The sequence below is a fragment of the Comamonas sp. genome, assembly GCF_009360615.1.
Taxonomy (GTDB): Bacteria; Pseudomonadota; Gammaproteobacteria; order Burkholderiales; family Burkholderiaceae_C; genus Comamonas.
On the sequence record NZ_SPEY01000011.1, the window covers coordinates 92,441 to 113,903 of the forward strand.

Sequence of the window (21,463 nt, forward strand, 5' to 3'; positions counted from 1 at the left end):
GCCACGCGTGCTGCTTTGGTCACCCCGCCTGCTCCACCACCTGCTGGATAGGCGCTACTTGCAGAACGCGTTCGCCCATCACCCCTGCTGGGCGACCTCTTCCCCACCCAGTGCCTTCCACAAGGTCACACGGTTGAGCTGCTCCGACAGGCGCAGACCTATCAAGGTCTGCTGCGCGGCATAGAGGCTGCGCTGCGCATCCAGCACCGTCAGATAATTGTCCACGCCAGCCTTGAAACGGGCGTTGGACAGATCGAAGGCTTTCTGCGTATTCGCCACCATGCTCGTCTGGGCGGCCAGCCGCTCCCCCCACTGGGCACGATCGGCCAGGACATCCGCCACCTCCTTGAAAGCTGTCTGCACGGCCTTCTCGTACTGACTCAGCGCAACACGCTGATTGCTCTCGGCCACCCGCACATTGGCGCGATTGCGGCCGCCATCGAAGATCGGCAGCTTGACCAGAGGAATGAAACTCCAGGTGCTGTTGTTGTTGCCAAACAGCCGATCAAGCTCGTTGCTGCCGGTACCGACACTGCCGGTGAGCGTGATGCTGGGAAACAGCGCTGCTCTTGCCGCGCCGATATTGGCATTCATGGCCTGCAGATTGCGTTCCGCAGACTGCACATCCGGGCGCTTGAGCAGTACCGATGAGGGCAGCGGTACGGGCACGACCTTGAGAGCCGCCGCGTCCGGCCCATCCGTCAGGGTACCGGCCGTCGGCAGCAGTCGTGCGGGAACCGCACCTGCGACCAGCAGTTGCAGGGCATTGCGATCCCTGTCGACCTGAGAGGTATAGCTGGCCACATCGCCGCGCGCGGTGTCGACGGTGGTCTGGTTCTGGGCCAGCACCAGGCCAGAGGTCGAACCCAGCTCGTACATGCGCCGTGTCAGCTCGAACGCCTTGATGCGGCTGTCCAGCGTGTCCTTGGCCAGTTGCAGGCGCGCCTGGTCGGCCGCCAGCGTCAGCCAGGCATTGGCGACATCGGCCACCAGACCGATCTGCACATTGCGCTGGTTGTCCTGGCTTTGCAGAAACTGCTGCAACGAGGCTTCGCTCAGATTGCGGATGCGTCCCCACAGGTCCAGTTCGTAACTGGCGAAACCCAGCTGGGCCGTGTATTGCTCGGTGATGCTGGAGCGCCCCGCCGTCGTCAGGTCCCCTGCGGTGCGGGTGCGATTGCCTTGCGCCTGAGCCGTGATGCCCGGAAGGAGATCGGCTCGGGTGATGCCGTACTGCGCCCGGGCCTTCTCGATGTTTTCCAGCGCAACGCGCAGATCGCGATTGTTGCTCAGCGCCAGCGCCACCACCTCACGCAGCTGCGGCGACTGTAGCCATTGCATCGCCTGGGCCTGCTGCAGCGCAGACTCGCTGGCCTGAACCGGCAAGGCACTGCCGGAGACAGTCTCGGGCACCGGCAGATCAGGCGTTTTATAGGCCGGAGCCAGGTTGCAGCCCGCCAGCAAGGCCGTCACTGCGGCGGCCGCCATGGCCGAAAATTTCATGCTCGGGCGCCTCATGCCGCGCTCTCCTTGTTGACGTCAGCCGCCTCATCGCTGCGCGAGCGGCTCTTGAACCAGCTGCGCACCAGCAGGAAGAACACCGGCACGAGGAAGATTCCCAATACCGTCGATGCCACCATGCCGCCCAGCACGGCCGTTCCGATGGCATTGCGCCCCCCTGCTCCAGCACCGGTGCCGACGGCCAGTGGAATCACGCCGAAGCCAAAGGCCAGGGAAGTCATCAGGATCGGACGCAGACGCAGACGCACGGCTTCCACCGTCGCGTCGAACAGCTTCTTGCCCTGCTCCTGCAACTGCACGGCAAACTCCACGATCAAGATCGCATTCTTTGCAGCAAGACCCACCGTGGTGAGCAGACCGACCTGAAAATAGACATCGTTGGTCAGACCACGGGCGTAGGTTGCCAGCAGCGCCCCCACCACACCCAGCGGCACGGCCAGCATCACCGACAGCGGCACGGTCCAGCTTTCATAGAGCGCTGCCAGACACAGGAAGACAAACAGAATCGAGATGGCATAGAGCATGGGCGCCTGCGCGCCCGACTGGCGCTCCTGCAATGACGCGCCCGTCCATTCGTAGGAAATGCCGTTGGGCAGCTTCTTCAAGATGCCCTCGACCGTCTCCATCGCCGTTCCCGAGCTGATGCCGGCTGCGGCTCGGCCCTCGAACTCATAGGCAGGGCTGCCGTTGTAGCGCAGCAGCTGAGGCGATCCATAGGCCCAGTAGGTTCTGGAGAACGCACCGAAAGGCACCATCTCGCCCTTGTTGTTGCGCACCGTCCATTTGGCGATATCGCCGGGCAGCATGCGGTACTGGGCATCGCCCATGATGTAGACACGCTTGACGCGACCATTGTTCAGAAAGTCGTTCACATAGGTGCCGCCCATGGCGCTGGAGAGAACGCTGTTGATGTCGCTGTACGCCAGCCCCAGCGCGGCAGCCTTGCGGTCGTCCACATCCACGCGCAGCTCGCTGGCGTCTTCCAGATTGGTGGTGCGCACCGCCGTCAGCAGGTTGTTGGCCCGCATCTCGCCCAGCACCTGATCGCGCGCGGCGAGCAGCGCTTCATGGCCCACGCCATTGATGTCCTTGATCATGAAGTTGTAGCCCGAGCTCGAGCCCAGGCCGCGCACCGCCGGTGGCAGAACCACCTGCACGCGCGCGTCACGGATGCCGGCCAGATCCTTGGTCGCCTTGTTCGCAATGGCTGCGGCCGACTGCGAAGGCAGCGGACGCATGCTCCAGGGTTTCAGGCGAATGAAGCCGCGCGCCGAACTCTGGTCGCCGTTGAGACCGGAAACCTGGTTGAAGCTGATCACGTCCGGCTGCTTGGCCAGATACTCGCGCACCTGGTCCAGCACTTCCTGCAGACGTGCATCCGACGCGCCGGACGGCAAATTGACGTTGACGTAGACAAAGCCCTGGTCCTCGTCAGGCAGGAACGAGGTCGGCAGCTTGGCCATCAGCAGCCAGACGGCGGCCAGCACGGCCAGAAAGATCAGCATCATGCGCTTGGCCCGCCCCAGGCTGAAGGCCACGGTGCTTTGATAGCGGTTGGCTGCACTATCGAAATTGCGGTTGAACCAGCGGAAGAAGCGGTCGTTGATGCCCAGTACCCCCGAGCGTATGGGCCGCTCATGCCCGTGACCATGGCTGAGATCCGGAGCCTTGAGCAGCGTGGCGCACAGCGCCGGGGTCAACGTCAGGGCGACGAACACGGACAGCGCCATGGCCGCCACAATGGTGATGGAAAACTGGCGGTAGATCACACCCGTCGAGCCACCAAAGAAAGCCATGGGCACAAACACCGCCGACAGCGTGACCCCGATGCCGACCAGCGCGGGCGTGATTTCCTTCATGGACTGCCGTGTCGCCTCCTTCGGAGACTTGCCTGTCTCGTGCATCACCCGTTCCACGTTCTCGACTACCACGATGGCATCGTCCACCAGCAGGCCGATGGCCAGCACCATGGCGAACATCGTCAGGGTGTTGATGGAGAAACCCGCGACGGACAACACGCCGAAGGTGCCCAGCAGTACCACCGGCACGGCAATGGCGGGGATCAGCGTGGCACGGAAGTTCTGCAGGAACACGAACATCACGATCACCACCAGCACCATGGCCTCGCCCAGCGCATGCACCACTTCGCTGATCGATGCCCGCACAAAGGGCGTGGAGTCCGAGCTCACGAAGTAGTCGATCTGGTTGGGAAAGAAGGGCTTGAGCTCGGCCAGCTTGGCGGCCACCGCATCCGACACGGCCATGGCATTGGCACCATCGGCCAGGATGATGCCCATGCCCGCTCCTGGCATGCCGTTGAGCTTGGCCTGAATGGACAGATTGTCGGCCCCCAGCTCCACACGAGCCACGTCCTTGATGGTGACGACAGAACCGTCATTCGCGGACTTGAGAACGACGTTCTCGAACTGCTCCACGGTCTTGAGCTTGGTACGTGCCGTGATGGTCGCGTTCAGTTGCTGGTTCTGCACCGCCGGCAAAGCCCCGAGCTGGCCCGCGGAGACCTGGGCATTTTGCGCGTTGAGCGCATTGGTCAGATCGGAGGGGATCAGCCCGTACTTCTCCATCCTGGCCGGGTCCATCCAGATGCGCATCGCATAGGGCGTGCCGAAGACGTTGATGTCGCCGACACCCTCGATGCGTCCGATGATGTCCACCAGATTGCTGTTGATGTAATCGCCAACATCCACGGCGGTCACATCTTCATCGGGCGAATAGAAGCTGTAGGTGACCAGAAAATCCTGGCCGCCCTTGTTGATGAACACGCCACGCGTCTTCACGGCATCCGGCAAGCGGTTGACCGCACCCTGGATCTTGTTTTGCACCTGCACCTGCGCCACGTCGACATTCGTGCCCGGGGCGAAGGTCAGGGTAATGCGAGCCTGACCGGACGCATTGCTGGTCGAGCTCATGTAGAGCATGTTGTCGATGCCCTTGATCTGCTGCTCGATGATCTGCGTCACCGAGTTTTCGACAGTCTCCGCCGAAGCACCCGTGTACTGAGCGCCGATGGTCACCCGCGGCGGAGCGATCTCGGGGTATTGCTCCAGGGGCAGCAGCTTGATCGACAATGCCCCGGCCAGCATGATGATGATGGCGATGACCCACGCGAAGATGGGCCGATTGATAAAGAACTGAGCCATGTGTGCCGCCTGCCTTGCTTACTTCTTGGCAGGTGCGTCGGCGGCGGCCTGCACAGGCGGCTCGCCACGCTGACTCTTGCGCTCGGCCTTGGCCTTCAGATCCACTTCCACGGTCTGGACCTTGTCGCCGGGCTTGATGCGCTGAAAGCCATCCACCATCACACGTTCGCCGGCTTTCAATCCTGTCTTGAGCAACCAGGAGGCGCCCACCGCACGATCGAGTTCCACATCCCGCTTTTCAACCACATCGCCGTCCATGACGACCATGACATTGGCACGCCCTGTCAGATCGCGGGTCACCGACTGCTGCGGCACCAGCAATGCATCGGGTGCCAGAGCCGTGGGCAGCAAGGCCTTCACATACATGCCGGGCATGAGCATGCCGTCGGGGTTGGGCACCTCGGCACGCAGGGTCAGCGTGCCGGTCGTGTCGTTGACGATCACGCCCGCAAAGGCCAGCTTGCCCTGGTGCGGATAGTCGCTGCCATCGTCAAGCTGGATGCGCACGGGAATCTTGTTGCCTTCCACCTTCTGGTAGCGGCCGGAGTCCAGATCCCGCTTGAGTTGCATCAGATCGGAGCTGGACTGGGTGAAGTCCACATACATCGGGTCCAGCTGCACGATGGTGGTGAGCGCCGTGGCCTGGTTGGCCGTGACCAGCGCACCGGGCGTGACGGCAGACAGCGCGATGCGGCCGCCGATCGGCGCCTCGATGCGGCTGTACCTGAGATTGATGCGTGCGGTTTCCAGGTTCGCCTTGGCCACGGCCACATCCGAGGCGGACTGTGCGGCCGCCGCCTGGCTTTCCTCGAAGGCCTGCTTGCTGATGGCATCGATCTTGACCAGCTCGGTATTGCGCCGCGCCGTTGCAGCCAGCGTACGCTGGCTGGCTTCGGCCTTGGCCAAGGCCGCTGCAGCACTGGCCTCGGCAGCCTTGAGCGACGCCGCATCGATCTGATAGAGCGGCTGGCCCTGTTTCACCAGCGCACCTTCGGTGAACAGCCGCTGCTGAATGATGCCCGAGACCTGGGGGCGCACTTCCGCCGTCATGAAAGCACGGGTTCGTCCGGGCAGACTGGCGTCCAGCTGCTGGCTTTGGGACTGCAAGGTGACCACTCCGACCTTGGGCACCGACTTGGGGGGGCCTTTCTGCTCTGCTTCGGGCTTGGAGCAGCCCGCCAGCGCTGCGGCAATCAGCATGGCGCCCACAGCCAGCATGAAGCCCTGCTGGCGATGCCCCTGCCGGCCTGCACCCGGCAGGCAAGAAAAATGCGCCTCTCGGCGCGGTTTCGGCGAAGCGGGCTGGTCAATCTTCATACGTGGAGCGGTCTGAACTAAAGAACTTGTCAACATTGTGCGCCGACAATATTAATAAAATGTAAAGCAGCCGAGGGCGCAGTGACGTGCCGGCAATCACCGCTTGCCATGCGCGCTTTGCGCGAGCCTGCAAGGCCTGCTGCACCATCGGCCTTGCGACATGAGTGTAGAAAGCCCCGGCGGCAAGGCTCCTCCCCACAACGGACTAGAGCCGGCTCCGCCTCGCGGTGCAGTCGCCGGGCGGCACTTCCATCAAGGTCATTCCCCAAGCCGATTTCGCGGCCGGATCAGCGCTGCGACTTGCCCGGACGCACCCGCAACATGCTGAACACGCCGGCCAGCGCCGCAAAACCGCCGGCGACCGTCAGCGCCAGCAGTTCGGCATTGCCGCCATGCCCACCCGAGATGGCAAAGATGGTGGCCAGCACAACGGCACCCAGTGTCTGCCCCGTCATGCGGGCCGAACTCAGCATGCCGCCTGCCGCGCCGCTGCGCGACATCGGGGCCGAGGTCACGATGGTGTGATTGTTGGGAGACTGGTAGAGCGCGAAGCCGCTGCCCGCCAGCAGCATGCGCCAGACCATGTCCCAGTGCGCCACGTCGACCGGCATGGCCGCCAGCAACCACAGTCCGCAGGCGAACATGGCCATGCCGATGCCGCCCAGCAGTCCGTCGGGGTACTTGCCGATCAGACGCCCTGCCACCGGGGCGGTCAGCATGGTGGCCAGCGGCCAGGCCGTGATCAGCATGCCTGCCTCCATGGGCGACAGGCCACGGCCTTCCAGCAGCAAAAATGGCAGGGCCAGGTAGGACAGCATCTGCGCGCAGAAGGCGGAGACCGAACCGCACATCGACAAGCGGAAAACGGGAATGCGCATCAGATCCACCGGAAACAGCGGTGCTGTCTTGTGCCACTGACGGCGAAGATACACATAGCCGACCAACAGGCCGGCACCCAGCAGCCACCAGCCCGAAGGCATCAGGGTGCTGCCCGACGCGCCCTGGTCCTGCCCCATGCGCACGCCCAGTTGCTCACCGCCCAGAAACAGCAGGCTGAACATCAGAACGTTGAGCACGACGTCAAGCGCCGCGATCGGCTCGCCCTCCTTGCCCGCCACGGGGTTGGGCGGCAACGCCCGGCGTCCCATCCAGAGGGTGACCAGGCCCAGCGGTACATTGATGGCAAACAGCCAGGGCCAACTGGCGACCGACAGAATGGCTGCGGCCACCGAGGGCCCGGCCATGGACGAGGTCGCCACCACCAGCGAGTTGATGGCCATGCCGCGTCCTAGCATGGCCCGTGGATAGGTCAGTCGCACCAGAGCCGCATTCACGCTCATGATGCCCGCCGCACCCATGCCTTGAAACACCCGTGCGGCAATCAGGGTGGCCAGCGAGCTGGCCAGCGTGGCCGCCACCGAGGCCATGACAAACACCGTCATGCCCAGCAGGTAGATGCGCCGGTAACCCAGGCGCTCGCCCAGGGCCGCCAGCGGCAGCAGCAGCACCAGACCGGCCAGCTGATAGGCGTTGACCACCCACAGCGTCAAGGCCGAACCGGACTGCAGCTCGCGCGCAATGGCCGGCAAGGCCAGGTTGACGATGCTGCTGTCCAGCACCGACAGCGTCAGCCCCAGAATGATGACCAGCATGGCGCGGCCACGCGCCCCCTCGGGCAGGCCGTCGTAGGCGGCGGGAGTTTGCGCAGTGCTCTCAGCCATGGGCAACCCGGTGCATACGGCCCAGCGTGATCCACGTCAGTGCCACGCCCACCAGGGCTCCGGTCGCCATGCCCACCACCATGGGCAGAGGTTTGCCGTTGGAAAAATGTCCCACGATCTGCATGGCGGCCGCGCCGCTCAGCATCTGCAGCGTACCGAGCAGGGCCGAGGCCGTGCCGGCAATCTCGCCATGCTCTTCCAGCGCCAGCACCGAGGTCGTGGGTATCACCAGACCCATGAAGGCGCTGGCGATGAAGTACAGCACGATCAGCACCGTCAGCTGCTCGCCGCCCAGCAGGTAATAGAGCAGCAATGCGGCCATGGTCAGGCCCGACGCAGAAGCTGCAGCCTTGACCACATTGACCAGGCCAAAGCGCTGCCCCAGCCGCCCCGTCAGCTGCGCCGCACCGATAAAGGCGATGGAATTGAGCGCGAACGCCATGCTGTACTGGGTGGACGAGAGACCGTAGTAGTTGATGAGCACAAAGGGCGAGCCCGCGAGGTAGACGAAAAAGCCCGCCATGGCGCAGCCTCCGATGAACACCAGGCCCAGGTAATGCCAGTCGCGCAGCAGAAAAAGGTAGGCCTTGAGTGCACCGCCCAGGCTGCTGTCCAGCCGCGCTTCGGCCGTGCGCGTTTCCTCGATGCCACGCCAGACGGCAATCAGGCCGAGCACCGCTGCGGCAGCCACGACCCAGAACACCGCACGCCAGCCTGCCAGGGCAATCACGCCGCTGCCAGCCAAAGGCGCCAGGATGGGCGAGACGCTGAACACCAGCATCAGCAGCGACATCATGCGTGCTGCCGCGTGGCCGGTATGCAGGTCGCGCACCACGGCTCGCGGCACGGCCATGCAGGCCGCAGCGCCCAGGCCCTGGACAAAGCGCAACGCCACCAAGGTCTGGATATTCGGTGCCAGCGCACATCCCACGCTGGCAAGGGCAAACACCGCCAGGCCAAAGTACAGCGGCGGCTTGCGACCCAGCATGTCGGAAACCGGTCCATACAGCAGCTGACCGACGCCGATGGAGAGAAAGAACGCGGTCAGGCTGGCCTGCACGGCTCCGACCTGGGCCTCCAGGCTGGCGCCGATCTGCGGAAGGGCCGGCAGATACATATCGATGGCGAAAGGCCCGATGGCCGACAACAGACCGAGAATCAGGACCAGACGCAGTGAAACAGAAGCTTGCATAGGGGTGTGATTGTCGTGGTAACTTGATTTGTATGCTGGACCGGCACCGGTTCCCTGCCTTTCGGTGCAGGCTCGCGCCGGTCAGCCTCGCACCGCCTGTGCCTAAGCCGTCAATTACGAGGCTTTAGGCCCGGTCATCCAGGCCATGACTGCATGGACAACCAGCACAATGGGCTCAACTACCCTTCCCTGCTATTGCCGTGATTGCTGCAAGTTTCTCCCCACGCCTGCCCTTTTTACTGCTGACTGCGCTCGTTGCGCTATGCCTGACGTCTCAGCCGGCCAGCGCGCAGCCTGCCGCAGCGGCCCCGGCTTTTCTGCCCTCACCGGATGGGAGCATGGTGATAGACACGCGCGCCAAGCTGGCCTGGCCCCGCTGTGCCGAGGGCATGAGCTGGAATGGCAAGGCCTGCGGCGGCCAGGCCGAGGTCTTCAGCTACAAGCAGGCCATGGCCCACGCCGCCGAACGAAGCAAGGCCGAAAACCTGCGCTGGCGACTGCCGCGCGTCAATGAACTCAAGCGCCTGCTGGACCGCAACAGCAAGCCCCAGGGCCTGAACCCCGAACTCTTCCCCAACGCGCCGCGCGACTGGCACTGGACGGGGACCGCCGCCGTGAATACCCAGCGCCTGAACACCTACAACTACGCCCAGGTGGACCGATCCAGCAGCCTCTCTGCACTCTCGGCCCAGCAGGCATGGGCAATCAACACCGAGACACTGCAGGCCGTTCCCGACATGGGCAAGGGCAATGCCTTGCTGCTGCGCCTCGTGCGCCCCGCCACCGAGGCAGAGCTGGCCCCCCCGAGTCCTGCGGCACCATGAAAAAAGCCTTGCCGCTTCTGGCAAGGCTTTTTCCACGCCTTCACGCTCAGCCTGCGCGCAGCGCCGCCTTGAGGCTCTCGCCCAGTTCGGGCTTGTGCGCGAACGGATCCGTCGGGTTGCGGCCCTGCACCACATCCTCCAGACGCACCTGCACCGAGCCCAGGGCCTGCGGGTGGCTGTAGATATAGAACTGGCCCGATGCAATCGCATCGAACACCTTCTGCGCCACCTCGGTCGCCGTGACCTTGCCCGAGCCAACGGCCTTGTCGGTCATGGCCTGACCTATCTTCTGGCTGGCCGTCAAAGGCTGCGACTCCAGGCCCTGGGGACGGTTGCGCTCGCTGTGACCTATGCCTGTGGGCACGAAGAAGGGGCAGAGCAGACTGGCGCTGACCTGGTCCGAGACCAGGGCCAGGTCCTGGTACAGCGTCTCGGTCAGCGACACCACCGCATGCTTGCTGACGTTGTAGATACCCATGTTCGGCGGCGCCAGCAGACCGGCCATGCTGGCGGTGTTGACGATATGGCCTTCAAAGGCGGGATCGGCCTTGGCGGCCTCCAGCATCATGGGCGTGAACAGGCGCACGCCATGGATCACGCCCCAGACATTGACGCCCAGCACCCATTGCCAGTCGGCAACGGTGTTTTCCCAGACGAGACCACCGGCACCGACACCCGCGTTGTTGAAGACGAAGTGCGGCGCGCCAAAGGTCTCCTTGACCTCGGCAGCCAGTCGTTCCATCTGCACCGCATCCGACACATCGACCCTGCGCGCCAGCACCCTGACCCCCGTGGCCTGCAGCTCGGCCTCGGCCTTGTCCAGCGCCTCCTGCTGCACGTCGACCAGCACCAGATTCATGCCTCTGGCAGCGCCGATGCGCGCGCACTCCAGCCCGAAGCCCGAGCCGGCACCGGTCAAAACCGCCGTCTTTCCCGCGAAATTCGTGATCATTCTTGTCTCCGAATATTTTTACAGGGGGGATGGCGCCTGAAAATGGCGCGGTCCCGATCAGAGATGCCCGGCAAGCACCGCCATGCGGCGGGGCCGCTGCGGGCGCAGGCATCGTGCCCCTCCCGCATGGCAAAGCGGGAAAAGGCGCAAGGCGCGGGGCCGGCAGGGCACGGCGCCTCGGCGAGTTAAATCAGTTTCACCAGTTGCTTGCCGAAATTCTTGCCCTTGAGCAGGCCCAGAAAGGCGCCGGGAGCCGAAGCCAGCCCCTGGGAAATCGTCTCGCGCGGCCTGAGCTTGCCGGCTGCCACCAGACCGCCCAGCTCGGTCAGGGCCTCGCCCCAGACTTCCATGTGCTCGCTGACGATAAAGCCTTCGAGCTTGATGCGATTGACCAGCAGCAGCGCAGGATTGGCCAGCGGCAGGGGCTGGCCGTCATAGCCGGCAATCATCCCGCACAGGGCCACACGCGCGAAGGCATTGGTTCGCAGCAGCACGGCGTCGAAGATATAGCCGCCCACGTTCTCGAAATAGCCGTCGATGCCGTGGGGGCAGGCATCCTTCAAGGCTTTGGCCATGGTCTTGACATCGGGGTGCTCGCGGTAATCGATGCAGGCATCGAAGCCTAGCTCATGCACGGCATAACGGCATTTTTCGGCACCGCCCGCAATCCCCACGACGCGGCAGCCGCGCGCCTTGGCCAGCGCCGCAAAGGCGCTGCCCACGGCGCCGGTGGCGGCGCTGACGACCACGGTTTCACCGGCCTTGGGGTTGATGATCTTGACCAGGCCATACCAGGCCGTCACGCCCGGCATGCCCACGGCACCCAGATAGTAGGACAGCGGCACATGCGTGGTGTCGACCTTGCGCAACGCACCGGGCACGCTGGGGTCGAGCAGCGAGTACTCCTGCCAGCCCCCCATGCCGACCACCTTGTCGCCGACCTTGAACTTGGGATGACGGCTCTCGACGATCTCGCCCACCGTGCCCCCCTGCATGACCTCGCCCAGCGGCTGGGGCTGGGCATAGCTCTTGGCGTCGTTCATGCGGCCGCGCATATAGGGGTCCAGGCTCAGATAGTGGTGGCGTACCAGCACCTGGCCCTCGCCCACGGCGGGCAGCGGGGACTGCACCAGCTTGAAATTGCTCTCCACCGCCTCGCCCTGGGGGCGGTTGTCCAGAAGGATCTGCTGATTGACCGTCATGTTTCGTCTCCTGTTTGAAACTCAATTTTCATAGCTGAAAGCGCTTGATATACCTCGCACTTACAGCCAATAACATACAAAACAACCATATGAAAGGCGGTAGCCGCTCATAAAAACAGAGCAGCCTATCTGTACTCAATCCGTGGGCAGGGCTTTCAGTCCACCTTCGGCTGCAGGCCTGCGCTGCATGTACTTGAAAGTGCCTGTGGCCTGCACGCACAGGCGTCCTTGCGCGTCATAGATACGGCCTTCGGTGAAAGCCATGCTTCCGGTGCGATGCAGCAGCTTGCCCTGACCCACCAGCGGCCCCTTGGCGGCCTGCATGAAGGAACTCTTCATCTCGATGGTGACAACACCCTGCTCGAAATCCACGCTGCGTGCGGCCACGGCCATGGTCACATCGAGCAAGGTCATCGATGCCCCGCCATGCGTGACGCCGAAGGAATTCAGGTGCTCGGGCCGCGGTGTGTAGCGCAGCTCGGATTCGCCGTTTTCCGCCTTGATCAGGTCGAAGCCGAGTTCATGCACAAAGGGAATTTCAGGACCAAATGACAACACCGCCAAACCTTTCAGGAGAATGAAGCGCCGCGCACCACGCGCTGCGCCAGCCAAACCGTGAATATAAACACGCGGCAGCGGCCAAAAGACCGGCACGCACAAAAACACGGTCAGCCCGGCCCTCAGCCTCCGACCAGAGCGCTCACGCCTCCATCCACGGCCATCCACTGGCCCGTGATGTGCTTGCCGGCATCGCTGGCGTAGAGCAGCGTCAGCCCCTTGAGATCCTCATCGTCACCCAGGCGGCGCAGCGGGGCATGGGAGCGCATTTCGTCCTCGCCCAGGGTCTCGATCAGCACGGCCGCCATCTTGGTCTTGAAAAAGCCGGGACAAATGGCGTTGACGGTGATGCCATGCTCGCCCCACTCCCCAGCCAGCGCACGCGTGAAATTGATGACCGCGCCCTTGGACGTGTTGTAGGCAATGGTCTTCATGCCCGTGGGATTGCCGCCCAGGCCGGCGATCGAGGCCAGATTGATGATGCGGCCGCTCTTGCGCTCCAGCATGGACAGGCGGGCGATCTGCTGGCTCAGCAGAAAATACCCGCGCACATTCAGGTTCATCACCTTGTCCCAGGCCGCCGTCGGGTGGTCTTCGGCCGGAGCACCCCAGCTGGCACCCGCATTGTTGATCAGGATGTCCACATGGCCGAGGCGCTGCACGGCCTCCCGGGCCAGGCGGGCAATGTCGGCCTCGTCCGAGCAGTCGGCAGCAATCCAGTCGGCCTCTATGCCTGCGGCCTTGAGTTCGGCTGCGGCCTCCTGCAGGTCCTTGGCCTTGCGCGAACTCAGCAAAATCCTCGCTCCGGCCTCGCCCAGTGCATGCGCCATCTGCAGACCCAGGCCACGCGAGCCGCCGGTCACCAGGGCCGTCTTGCCCGAGAGATCGAAAAGTTGCTGCACCGTACGTGTCATTCTCATGTCTCCTGTTCGTGATCAAGGTTCAATCCGGGCCCGCAGCACCTTGCAAGGCCTGCCCGTCAAAGCTGCACGAATTGTGCGGGTGCCTCTGGCCCGGTGTTGTCACCTGCGTGTCGGGACTGTCCCGCAGGTGGCAGAGCCCGCGCTGGTGCAGCTTGCAAGGTCTGCCGGCTGCGGCCTGGCGAATCTCATCCAGCGCCTTCAATCGGCAAACAGCGACCGAGTTCCCCCCCAGGCCCCGCCTTCGATCTCCAGCATGCGCAGCTTGGTCAACGCGCCCTGACCGCCCGAAAAGCCGCCCGGTGCCCGCCCCGCCGCCAGCACGCGATGACAGGGAACAATCGGCGCAAACGGATTGGCACCCAGGGCCTGGCCCACAACGCGCGCGGCACCGGCCTCGCCCAGTGCCGCCGCCACCTCGCCATAGGTGCTGGTCCGTCCCGGCTCCAGAGCGCGCGTGAAGGCATAGACCCGGCTGTGAAATGCAGGCACGGCGAACTCGTCGAGTGCAATCTGCTGCAAGTCGGGCAGGACGCCGCCCTTGCCTTGCGCAAAGGCCTGGCGCATGTCGCCCAGCACGCCGGCAGCGACAGCCTCTGCGCCTGGCTGCACCCAGTCGTGCTCGCTCTGCGAGTTCAGGCCCGCCAGCAGAACCTGCACCCCGGCCATGGCCTGCAGGGCAAAGTCCGGAATTGCGGCGATGGACGTCAAGGCGCCATAGACCGCCGGGCCGCGCTGGGGCTGCAGCGCATGGCGCCTGGACAGGCCCAGCAGCATGCGATCACGGGTTTCGCCCCCGCTGGCCTCTGGCAGCTGCACGGCGCAGACTGCGGCAGCATTCCAGGCCAGTCCGCAGGTACCGATGCGCGTGACAAACAAGGCATGACCGGGAAAAGGCAGCGAAGCAGCGTGATTCATGCACACAGTCTACAGAGCGCAGTCTTCGGGGTCGCGTAAAAATTTTCCAAGAACTGGATGCAAAAACAGTTAATTACTGTATATTTAAACAGTCAAAACACTGTGGATATACGGACATGCAAGAAGCCCATTTCACCGTCTCTCTGTGCGACTACCCCGAGCTGCCCGAGGACAAGCGCCAGCAAGCCGAGGCGCGCTATGCGCGCGTGCTGGCCCGCCAGCTCGGCGGCGAGGAACAGGTCGGCGCGGCCCTGTCTCTGGTGCAAGGCCTGGAAGACACTCCGCCCGAAGAAATTACCGAAGACGCCAAGCTCACCTTCCAGCGCTGGATGAAAGCGGCCCGCGCCGCAGCGGAGGCCGGCCTGCAGGGCATCGGCGGTACCGAAAGCTGCTTCTTCGATGTTCGGCGGGTCTACCACTGAGGGATCCCGGCTGCCACGCGCCGGCTTTGCAATGGGCCGCAGCCAGGGTGGCAGACCATTGCAAGGGACATGCGGCGCTCCGCCCACCTGCGGTCGCGGCAATGCCTACACTGGCGGCTTGTTTCATCGCGTGACTGTTCTCCTCCCCCATGCAAGCCCTGCTAGACGCCATTGCCCAGATGCCTTTTCCCACCGATGCCCAGCGCATCTTCCATGGCCGAGGCGGGCGCTATCCGGGCTGCGAACAGTTTTCGCTGGATGCCTTTGCGCCTGCCATCGTACTGACCAGCTTTGCGCCCGTGGAAGAGGCGCAGCTGGGACAGATCGGTCAGGCACTGGAGCAGCGCTGGCAGCAGATTGCCCCGTCAGGCCAACCTCTGACCTGGGTCTTCCAGAGCCGTGAGAGCGGCGGCAAGGTCGAAACCCGCGTCATGGCCGGCGAGCTGCCCGAGCCTCATGTGGTGACCGAAAACGGCGCCCGTTATCTGGTCCATATCTCGCGCGGGCAGAACCACGGCCTGTTCCTCGACATGGCCGCCGGCCGCGAGTGGGTGCGCCAGCAGGTGCTGGCCCATGAGCGGCCCGCGCGCATGAAGGTGCTCAACCTCTTCGCCTATACCTGCGCGTTCTCGGTCGTGGCCAAGATGGCCGGCGCAGGCCAGGTGCTCAATATGGACATGAGCAAGGGCGCGCTGGCCACAGGCCAGCACAACCATCAGCTCAACGGCGTCAAGGCCGGCGCCAGCTTTGCCGCCCACGATATTTTCAGCAGCTGGGGCAAGATCAACCGCAGCGGGCCGTATGAGCTGATCATCGTGGACCCGCCCAGCTTCCAGAAAGGCAGCTTTGTCGCCACCAAGGACTATGCGCGCCTGATGCGCCGCCTGCCCGATCTGCTGGTGCCGGGCGGCCAGGTCCTGCTGTGCCTGAACGCGCCCGAGCTGGGGACGCACTTCCTGCGCGGACAAATGGCGGAAATCGCGCCCGAGCTGCAGTTCGTCGAGCGCCTGGCCAACCCTCCCGCATTTGCCGATGTGGACGAAGAACGCAGCCTCAAGGTCATGGTCTATCGCGCCCCGTCGCTGGCAGAGGATCAGCAGCCATGAACAGTGCCACAGACAATCGCCAGAAGCAGCCTCTGCCCCCCATCGACCCGGCTCTGGCACACACCTTGCAGCGCTTTGCCCGGCTCGATGCGGACACGCCGACCCCGCAGCTCGATTATGCAGAGCGCCGGCGCCTGCTCAGCGAGCTGCAGGCCGGACTGATTCGCTCGGCCCTGCCCGGCATCTCCAGGGCGGAACACTTCCTGGCGGCCGGAGGCCGCGAGATCTGCATGCGCAGCTATCGCCGACCGGGCTCCGGCAGCGGCCGCACGCTGGTCTGGCTGCATGGTGGAGGCTGGATGGTGGGTGATCTCAACACCCATGACGACCTGTGCGAGCATCTGGCGCAGTTCACCGGCCATGTGGTGCTGTCCGTGCACTACCGCCGCGCGCCGGAGAGCCCCTTTCCCGCAGCGCTGGACGATGTGATGGCCGTTCTGCAGTGGCTGGGCGACATGCGCGGATTGCGGCCTTTTGCGGCTGAACAGATCCTGCTCGGAGGCGATAGCGCCGGCGCCCATCTGGCACTGGCAGCGGCGGTTCGCCGGATTCAGCACCCTGCCGATGCGGCTAGCATTGCAGGCCTGCTGCTGCTCTACCCGCCGCTGCGGCCCGGTCAGGACAATGACAGCATGCGCCGCTTTGCCACCGGCTTCGGGCTCACGCCGGACGCCATGCAGCGCTACTGGCAGGCACTGGGTCAGCCCGAGGGAGAGGCTGCGCAATGGCTCACGCCTGGCGGCAACCGCGCGGCCATCGCCCATTTGCCGCCCACGCTACTGATGACCGCCAGCCACGACATCCTGCGCGACGAGGCCGAAGACTTTGCCCATGAAGCCCAGGCACTGGGCGCACCGCTGCAGCTGCTGCAGGCCCCGGCCATGGTTCACGGCTTTGCTCGCATGCTGGCAGCCAGCCCGGCGGCACGCCAGCAGGTCGAGCTCGCCTGCTCGTCCTGGGCGGAACTGATGGCCCGCCAGCGCCCTCAAAGCAAATGAGCTTTGCTTTCCAGAAGGGTAGCGGCATGGCCCTGCCGGTGTACGCTGAACGGCGCCGGGTGCCGCCTCGCCCCCTTCGAACACCACAGCGGCGACGCTGATGCATCACGCATCCGGCGCGCTCGCCGCCCTCGCTTTCATCGCCATGAGCCCAACTTCCGCCAACCCACAACAACTGATGCGCCTGGCCGTGGACCTGGCCCATGCCAACCGCCTTCAGGGCGGCCGCCCTTTCGGTGCCGTGCTCGCCCGGGGAGATGAAGTCATTGCCACCGGCGTCAACGAAATCATTGCCAGCCACGACCCCAGCACCCACGCCGAAATGCAGGCCCTTCGGGCGGGCACGCGCAAGCGTGCCAACCCCAGCCTGGCGGGCCTGTCCATCTATGCCAGCGGCCACCCCTGCCCCATGTGCCTGGCGGCCCTGGTCATGAATGGCGCCGAGCAGGTGTTCTTCGCCTTCGACAATCGCGACGCCGCACCCTATGGCCTCTCCAGCGAGGGCTCCTACCAGCGTCTGCGCCTGCCGCTGACGCCACCGCCGCTGCCCATCACCCGAATCGACACCGGCATCCGCGCCGCACAGCTTTATGGGGACGAGGCCTGGCCCGCCGCCTGATCGTCGTCACCGCACAGAACCACCACCTCAAACCAGGCCGCCTCCGGCGACCGCATCGTGCACCGCATTGCCGGCAGCCGCAGAGCTTCATGACATCGACATCTTCCACAACGCATCGCGTGCCGCCGCTGCTATGGCTGCTGGTGGTGGCGCTGGTCACCCTCAATCTGCGCCCCTTTCTGACAGCCCCCGGTCCCTTGGCTCCGGCCATACAGCAGGCCACTGGCATGGATTTGCGCAGTTTCTCCTGGCTCACGCTGCTACCCATGGCACTGATGGGCATCGGCGGCTGGCTGGCACCGGCCGCCCTGCAGCGCTGGGGAGCACGCGCCAGCATTGGCGCCTCGCTGCTGATGATTGCCCTGGGCTGCGCCCTGCGTCTGACGCCCGCCGGTGACGCCACCGTCTCGCTGCTGATCGCCACGGCCGGGCTGTGCGGTGCAGGTGTGGCGCTGGCACAGAGCATTCTGCCGGGGCTCATCAAGCGCCAGTCACCACACCATGTGGCGCCCATGATGGGCCTGTATTCGGCCACGCTCATGGGTGGCGGCGCGCTCGGCGCACAGCTGTCCCCCATGCTCATGCAACAGGGTTCGAGCTGGCAGGCTTCACTGGCCATCTGGGCCATTCCCGCGCTGCTGGCATTGCCGCTGGCCTGGCATGCGCTGACCCTGATGCGCGAGCCTGCGGCCTCCGTCGCCTCCGGGCGCATGGCACCATCCCACGCAGACACCGGCTGGCTGCTGCGTCGGGGCCGCACCTGGCTGCTGCTGATCAGCTTCGGCCTGATGAACGGAGGATATGGCTCCACCGTCGCCTGGCTCGCTCCGTTCTATCAGGCCCATGGCTGGACGGCCACGCAAAGCGGCTCGCTGCTGGCCGTTCTGTCGATTGCCCAGGCGGCATCGGCGCTGGTCATGCCTGCCCTGGCGCGCCGCAGTCTGGATCGTCGCTCCTGGGTCATGCTGGCCTTGCTGCTGCAAATCATCGGCTTTGCCGGTCTCGGTCTCTGGCCCGACGCCATGCCCTCGTTCAATGCCATTGTGCTGGGACTGGGTCTGGGCGGCTGCTTTTCGCTCTTCATGCTGGTGGCTCTGGACCACCTGCCCTCGTCCACACAGGCTGGCGCCCTCAATTCGCTGATGCAGGGCGGCGGCTTCATCCTCGCCGCTCTGGCCCCTCTGGTCATGGCACAGCTGCACCAGAGCAGCGGCCACTGGACGACCGGCTGGCTCTATCAGGCCGGTGTGGCAGCGCTGGTGTGCCTGCTGGCGACGCGCTTCAATCCCCAGAGGTACCCGCAAGCCATGCAGCGGCCTTGAGCACGGCATGGGATCCCCCCGAAAGCGCCTGGAAGCCTCCAGGCCCTTTTTTTGCTCGGGCTACTCGTTGACCAGCAATTGCAGCCCATGCGCCTCGGTCGGCAGGGGCACCTCCCAACGGTGCAACATGCCCAGCAACGCCGCATTGCCGAGCGTGGTGTCGCGCTTGCTGTTGCGTGCAAGCAAGTTCGATCGGGCGGCTTCCAGATGCACCAGTTCCACCTGCGCGCCATAGGCCAGGCACAGGTCCACCGTCTTGCCACGCATCTGCCTGGACAGATGCGTGGCATTCCAGACAAAAGCGTCCTTGGCGCGCAGCAGGCTCTTGGCCTTGTCCACGGCATGATGGGCTGCAGCGCCCTCGTTCTCGCCATGGCGCAGGCCCAGTTCCATGCGCGCATCGTCAAACGACACCACGGGCAATCTCGGATGATGCTGTGCCACCCAGTGGTTCTTGCCCGATGCCGGCAGGCCGCACATGACGATGACGCGCGAGCCCGGCTCTTCATGCAAGGCGTAGTCCGGGTGCAGCTCGGCACCGCGGAAATAGCGCACGGCCGTCTCTGCCGAAGCAAAGCTGCGTGGCGTGCGCAGACAGCCCTCTTCCAGCGCCAGCTCTTTGAACAGCTCGATATTCACGAGCACATTGCCCACATCGGGGCAGATGCGGCCACGAATGTCGGCACGGGCCAGCAGCACCAGCAAATGCAGGTCGACCTGCCAGGACAGCTCTCTGACCGTGAACTCGGGCGAGACGCCTCGGCGCGAATCGGCAAAGGCAAAAAACGGCACCTGATGCACGGCAATCAGCCGACAGACCGCCTCCCTCAGGGTCACGGGTGCGCCCGCCTCCCAGAGCATGAGCCGCGCATCGAGCGCACCCCGGCGTGAATGGCCGGGTTGCGAGATGCGCCCGTCGTCGGCTATCTGCGTGGTCGAGCACTTGGCGACATCGTGCAGCAGCGCAGCCAGAAAGACGATCTCACGCTCCTCAGCCATGAGCCCTGCGTAGTCGCTGTCCTGGAGCAGCTCGGTCACCACCATCTGCGTATGCGTCCAGACATCGCCTTCGGCATGGTAGAGCGGGTCCTGCGGCGTGGTCTTGGCACGCTCCAGTTGCGGGAAGGCGTCCAGGCAGGCCGCCCAGTCCACCGCATGGCGAGCGGAATGCGGCACCAGGGCCGCGATCTGTTTCCAGCTCCACATACATTCTCCTTTCACCGCAGCTATACCAAGAAACTACGGTTTTGATAGCTATCAGCACTTTATGGAAAGGGCTTACCAGCTTTTTTGAATCACATTGGCAAAGATGTCGACACCCGTGCGCAGACCGTTGGCAACGATGGGCCGCTCACTGTGGTGCGAGCCGGACTCCAGGATCACCTGCACGAAGTCGGAGCGCACGAACTTGTAGCGCTCCACGGTCTGACCGTTCTCCTCGACCTTGATATACAGGCCTTCGGCCAGCTCGGAGCTGTCGGTCTGGCGCCAGGCCAGCGGCAGATCCAGCTTCTGTCTTTGCACCTGATCCTCGAACACCGTCTTCCAGCGCGCGCTGCGCCCCAGGGACGGAGCCAGCCATGCCAGCAAGTCCTGCAGGCGTCTGGGCGCGACGCCTGCGTAGAGCACGGGCACGGAGACCACGGGCACACCGGCCAGCAGCGCATGGCGCTGAGGCGTGTCCAGAAACCGATGCGCGGCACGGTCCCAGATGTCGAACTCGCAGAACCAGTGCGGCAAGGCGTCGTAGTACAGGGAATGCTTGGCGTACAGCCACTCGCCGTACATGACATAGCGCTCGTCCAGCAGCGCCATCAGCGCGCCTTCATGGGCTCTGGCCCATTGCTTGTAGGCATTGAACTGGCGCTCGCGCCCGCCCATCTGGTCGGCTTGCAGATAGTGTCCGCGCGACTGCAGCAGCAAGCTGCCGTCGGCGCCAAAGCTCAGCGCCGCATTGGCGCCATCGAGCTTTTCCTCGACCACGATATGGCGGCCGGCCAGCGCTTCATAAGGCACGGCATCGGCCTGATCGCCAACCTGCAGCCTCGACCCCCGCAGATGTGGCGTGCGCGGATATTTGAGTATTTCGAGATTGAATAGATGGGAAGTAGTCATGTTGTGCTTTCCGAAGAGGGAATAAGCCACGCGCCTGAAGGCGTGGCAGACAAACCAGGGACAACGACAGCGGCATTCGCCGCCACCAACGGGCGAAGAGGAAACACCTGGCCGCCGAGCAAAGGGCAGGCCGGGATTCAGAGAGTGAAAGAGCGCAGGACCGGGGCACGAGCCAGGTCGGAAACGCCGGGCAAGGGCTTGCCCATCGTGAAGAAAGCCCCTTCGAGGCGGCAGCCCCCGGGCAAGACGCCTCTGGGGGCCGATATGTCCATACCGCAGCGCACACGCTGACAGATCAGCGTGTGGCGAAGTCGTTTAGCGCAAACGAATCTGGCAGGACATGGTGCACCTCGGAAATGAGAGCGGATAACGCAAGTGGGGTAAAGGCTGGCGAGTTTATTGGCTGGGTCTAGCAACTGCCAAGCGGTTTGCAGTGACTGTGGTGCAAAGGCCACGGATCGGCTTCACAGAGATGAAACGCAGGCGGGGGAGACATCGGAGTTTTCCTCCTGCATCCGCCACGCTTGTCAATGGCGTCTGCACAGGGCTTGCGCCAAGCTCTTTCTGATTTCCATGATGGCAGCCGCCGCCCGGG

The 21,463-nt window shown here is 64.4% G+C and carries 18 protein-coding genes; 6 read left to right on the top strand and 12 right to left on the bottom strand.

From position 1 onward, the window contains the following. Positions 1-78 precede the first annotated feature (78 nt). From E2583_RS02515 to E2583_RS02535, 5 genes are all read right to left on the bottom strand, one after another. Positions 79-1,518, bottom strand: a complete 1,440-nt coding sequence (locus E2583_RS02515; RefSeq protein ID WP_291592915.1) for an efflux transporter outer membrane subunit — start codon at positions 1,516-1,518, stop codon at positions 79-81. Next, a complete protein-coding gene (locus E2583_RS02520) occupies positions 1,515-4,682 on the bottom strand; it encodes an efflux RND transporter permease subunit (RefSeq protein ID WP_291592917.1) in 3,168 nt (1,055 codons plus the stop codon). The genes E2583_RS02515 and E2583_RS02520 overlap by 4 nt, the downstream gene beginning before the upstream one ends. An 18-nt stretch (positions 4,683-4,700) precedes the next feature. Continuing rightward, on the bottom strand, positions 4,701-5,999 hold the full coding sequence (locus E2583_RS02525; RefSeq protein WP_291592919.1) for an efflux RND transporter periplasmic adaptor subunit: 1,299 nt from the start codon (positions 5,997-5,999) through the stop codon (positions 4,701-4,703). Positions 6,000-6,286: 287 nt separating this feature from the next. Further along, the gene (locus E2583_RS02530) at positions 6,287-7,720 is read right to left on the bottom strand and encodes an MFS transporter (protein ID WP_291592921.1); all 1,434 of its coding nucleotides are present in this window, start codon (positions 7,718-7,720) and stop codon (positions 6,287-6,289) included. After that, on the bottom strand, positions 7,713-8,912 hold the full coding sequence (locus E2583_RS02535; protein ID WP_291592923.1) for a multidrug effflux MFS transporter: 1,200 nt from the start codon (positions 8,910-8,912) through the stop codon (positions 7,713-7,715). Before E2583_RS02535 ends, E2583_RS02530 begins: the two co-directional genes overlap by 8 nt. Positions 8,913-9,250: 338 nt before the next feature. Here E2583_RS02535 and E2583_RS02540 point away from each other — a divergent pair, with 338 nt between their 5' ends. Continuing rightward, positions 9,251-9,736 carry a DUF1566 domain-containing protein gene (locus E2583_RS02540; protein ID WP_291592925.1) on the top strand — a complete coding sequence of 162 codons (486 nt, stop codon included), beginning with the start codon at positions 9,251-9,253 and terminating at the stop codon, positions 9,734-9,736. Between the two features lie 46 nt (positions 9,737-9,782). On the opposite strand, the gene E2583_RS02545 is transcribed toward E2583_RS02540, so the two are convergent. The 5 genes from E2583_RS02545 to E2583_RS02565 form a co-directional block, all read right to left on the bottom strand. Next, entirely contained in the window at positions 9,783-10,688 is a 906-nt protein-coding gene (locus E2583_RS02545) for an SDR family oxidoreductase (protein WP_291592926.1), read from the bottom strand. A 185-nt stretch (positions 10,689-10,873) separates the two neighbouring features. Next, positions 10,874-11,890 carry an NADP-dependent oxidoreductase gene (locus E2583_RS02550; RefSeq protein ID WP_291592927.1) on the bottom strand — a complete coding sequence of 339 codons (1,017 nt, stop codon included), beginning with the start codon at positions 11,888-11,890 and terminating at the stop codon, positions 10,874-10,876. A gap of 135 nt (positions 11,891-12,025) precedes the next feature. After that, positions 12,026-12,448, bottom strand: coding sequence for a PaaI family thioesterase (locus E2583_RS02555; protein ID WP_291592928.1), 423 nt, complete (start codon positions 12,446-12,448; stop codon positions 12,026-12,028). 122 nt (positions 12,449-12,570) lie between these two features. After that, entirely contained in the window at positions 12,571-13,362 is a 792-nt protein-coding gene (locus E2583_RS02560; protein ID WP_291592929.1) for an SDR family oxidoreductase, read from the bottom strand. A gap of 207 nt (positions 13,363-13,569) precedes the next feature. Beyond that, the gene (locus tag E2583_RS02565) at positions 13,570-14,286 is read right to left on the bottom strand and encodes a methylated-DNA--[protein]-cysteine S-methyltransferase (protein ID WP_291592930.1); all 717 of its coding nucleotides are present in this window, start codon (positions 14,284-14,286) and stop codon (positions 13,570-13,572) included. 116 nt (positions 14,287-14,402) lie between these two features. Between E2583_RS02565 and E2583_RS02570 the strand changes: the two genes are divergently transcribed. From E2583_RS02570 to E2583_RS02590, 5 genes are all read left to right on the top strand, one after another. Beyond that, complete coding sequence (locus E2583_RS02570; protein ID WP_291592931.1) at positions 14,403-14,708, top strand: hypothetical protein; 306 nt, start codon at positions 14,403-14,405, stop codon at positions 14,706-14,708. Positions 14,709-14,857: 149 nt separating this feature from the next. Then, the gene (locus E2583_RS02575) at positions 14,858-15,814 is read left to right on the top strand and encodes a class I SAM-dependent methyltransferase (RefSeq protein ID WP_291592932.1); all 957 of its coding nucleotides are present in this window, start codon (positions 14,858-14,860) and stop codon (positions 15,812-15,814) included. Then, positions 15,811-16,812 (top strand): alpha/beta hydrolase fold domain-containing protein, encoded by a 1,002-nt coding sequence (locus E2583_RS02580; RefSeq protein ID WP_291592934.1) that lies wholly within the window; start codon positions 15,811-15,813, stop codon positions 16,810-16,812. The genes E2583_RS02575 and E2583_RS02580 overlap by 4 nt, the downstream gene beginning before the upstream one ends. 145 nt (positions 16,813-16,957) lie before the next feature. Next, positions 16,958-17,431 carry a nucleoside deaminase gene (locus tag E2583_RS02585; protein ID WP_367158578.1) on the top strand — a complete coding sequence of 158 codons (474 nt, stop codon included), beginning with the start codon at positions 16,958-16,960 and terminating at the stop codon, positions 17,429-17,431. Positions 17,432-17,520: 89 nt separating this feature from the next. Further along, positions 17,521-18,753: a cyanate transporter gene (locus tag E2583_RS02590; RefSeq protein WP_291592935.1), complete on the top strand. Its 1,233-nt coding sequence runs from the start codon at positions 17,521-17,523 to the stop codon at positions 18,751-18,753. A 60-nt stretch (positions 18,754-18,813) separates the two neighbouring features. Here the strand turns inward: E2583_RS02590 and E2583_RS02595 are convergent, their stop codons facing one another. Both E2583_RS02595 and E2583_RS02600 read right to left on the bottom strand, forming a co-directional pair. Continuing rightward, complete coding sequence (locus E2583_RS02595; RefSeq protein WP_291592936.1) at positions 18,814-19,959, bottom strand: AAA family ATPase; 1,146 nt, start codon at positions 19,957-19,959, stop codon at positions 18,814-18,816. A 72-nt stretch (positions 19,960-20,031) separates the two neighbouring features. Continuing rightward, entirely contained in the window at positions 20,032-20,868 is an 837-nt protein-coding gene (locus E2583_RS02600; RefSeq protein WP_291592938.1) for an RNA ligase family protein, read from the bottom strand. Between the last annotated feature and the right edge of the window lie 595 nt (positions 20,869-21,463).

What these genes read in the sequence shown, in the direction of transcription:
- E2583_RS02600 (WP_291592938.1), bottom strand. Translation starts at nt 20,868, where the DNA reads ATGACTACTTCCCATCTATTCAATCTCGAAATACTCAAATATCCGCGC.
- E2583_RS02545 (WP_291592926.1), bottom strand. Translation starts at nt 10,688, where the DNA reads ATGATCACGAATTTCGCGGGAAAGACGGCGGTTTTGACCGGTGCCGGC.
- E2583_RS02585 (WP_367158578.1), top strand. Translation starts at nt 16,958, where the DNA reads ATGAGCCCAACTTCCGCCAACCCACAACAACTGATGCGCCTGGCCGTG.
- E2583_RS02530 (WP_291592921.1), bottom strand. Translation starts at nt 7,720, where the DNA reads ATGGCTGAGAGCACTGCGCAAACTCCCGCCGCCTACGACGGCCTGCCC.
- E2583_RS02560 (WP_291592929.1), bottom strand. Translation starts at nt 13,362, where the DNA reads ATGACACGTACGGTGCAGCAACTTTTCGATCTCTCGGGCAAGACGGCC.
- E2583_RS02550 (WP_291592927.1), bottom strand. Translation starts at nt 11,890, where the DNA reads ATGACGGTCAATCAGCAGATCCTTCTGGACAACCGCCCCCAGGGCGAG.
- E2583_RS02580 (WP_291592934.1), top strand. Translation starts at nt 15,811, where the DNA reads ATGAACAGTGCCACAGACAATCGCCAGAAGCAGCCTCTGCCCCCCATC.
- E2583_RS02565 (WP_291592930.1), bottom strand. Translation starts at nt 14,286, where the DNA reads ATGAATCACGCTGCTTCGCTGCCTTTTCCCGGTCATGCCTTGTTTGTC.
- E2583_RS02575 (WP_291592932.1), top strand. Translation starts at nt 14,858, where the DNA reads ATGCAAGCCCTGCTAGACGCCATTGCCCAGATGCCTTTTCCCACCGAT.
- E2583_RS02570 (WP_291592931.1), top strand. Translation starts at nt 14,403, where the DNA reads ATGCAAGAAGCCCATTTCACCGTCTCTCTGTGCGACTACCCCGAGCTG.
- E2583_RS02590 (WP_291592935.1), top strand. Translation starts at nt 17,521, where the DNA reads ATGACATCGACATCTTCCACAACGCATCGCGTGCCGCCGCTGCTATGG.
- E2583_RS02540 (WP_291592925.1), top strand. Translation starts at nt 9,251, where the DNA reads ATGGTGATAGACACGCGCGCCAAGCTGGCCTGGCCCCGCTGTGCCGAG.
- E2583_RS02595 (WP_291592936.1), bottom strand. Translation starts at nt 19,959, where the DNA reads ATGTGGAGCTGGAAACAGATCGCGGCCCTGGTGCCGCATTCCGCTCGC.
- E2583_RS02525 (WP_291592919.1), bottom strand. Translation starts at nt 5,999, where the DNA reads ATGAAGATTGACCAGCCCGCTTCGCCGAAACCGCGCCGAGAGGCGCAT.
- E2583_RS02515 (WP_291592915.1), bottom strand. Translation starts at nt 1,518, where the DNA reads ATGAGGCGCCCGAGCATGAAATTTTCGGCCATGGCGGCCGCCGCAGTG.
- E2583_RS02520 (WP_291592917.1), bottom strand. Translation starts at nt 4,682, where the DNA reads ATGGCTCAGTTCTTTATCAATCGGCCCATCTTCGCGTGGGTCATCGCC.
- E2583_RS02535 (WP_291592923.1), bottom strand. Translation starts at nt 8,912, where the DNA reads ATGCAAGCTTCTGTTTCACTGCGTCTGGTCCTGATTCTCGGTCTGTTG.